We start from the raw sequence: 578 nt of genomic DNA, 5'->3' as shown, positions 1-578 counted from the left end.
GCGCGCCGGGTCGTATCCGCTGACGCCCTACTCGAACCGGGTGCGAGACGGCGTGTTCACCTTCGCGGGCGCGCGGCATGTGCTGGAATCGCTGCCCGGTCGGCCGCAGGCGATCCATGGCGGCGGCCTGTACCAGCCCTGGCAGGTGCGCCACCTGGCCGATGACGCGGTCGACCTGGTGCTGCAACAGCCGGCCGGCGTGCTGGGCTGGCCGTGGCCGTATGAGTGCGTGCAGCGCTATCGGCTGGATTCGCGCGGGCTGTCGCTGACGCTGCTGATGATCAACCAGGGCGAGACGCCGATGCCGTTTGGCTGCGGCATCCATCAACGGTGCAAGGTCGGATGCCAGCAGCGAAGCGTCCAGACTGCCGGTCGGTCCTTTCGGAAAATCCTTCATACGGCCAGTGGCGCTGATCGACGCCCCCGCCAGCCCGCCGACCGACAGCTTGTCGATCTCCAGCATGCCGGCCCGCAGTCTCAAAGCCGTATCGAGCTTCTCAGCCGACAAACCCCAGGCATCGACCGGGCCCGCCTTGATCGCAGCGTCGAGATCGGCGTCCGCGAAACGGTTCACCCCT

Annotated in this window: 1 pseudogene; it reads left to right on the top strand. The window is 67.8% G+C overall.

Features of this window, described 5'->3' with window-relative positions:
* A pseudogene (locus DNK89_RS24885) lies at positions 1–578 on the top strand (hypothetical protein); the annotation flags it as partial.

Origin of the sequence: Acidovorax sp. ST3 (genome assembly GCF_003231145.1) — a bacterium.
Classification (GTDB): Bacteria; Pseudomonadota; Gammaproteobacteria; order Burkholderiales; family Burkholderiaceae_C; genus Acidovorax.
The sequence above is the reverse complement of the archived record's forward strand: the minus strand, read 5'-3'. Positions and strand labels throughout refer to the sequence as shown.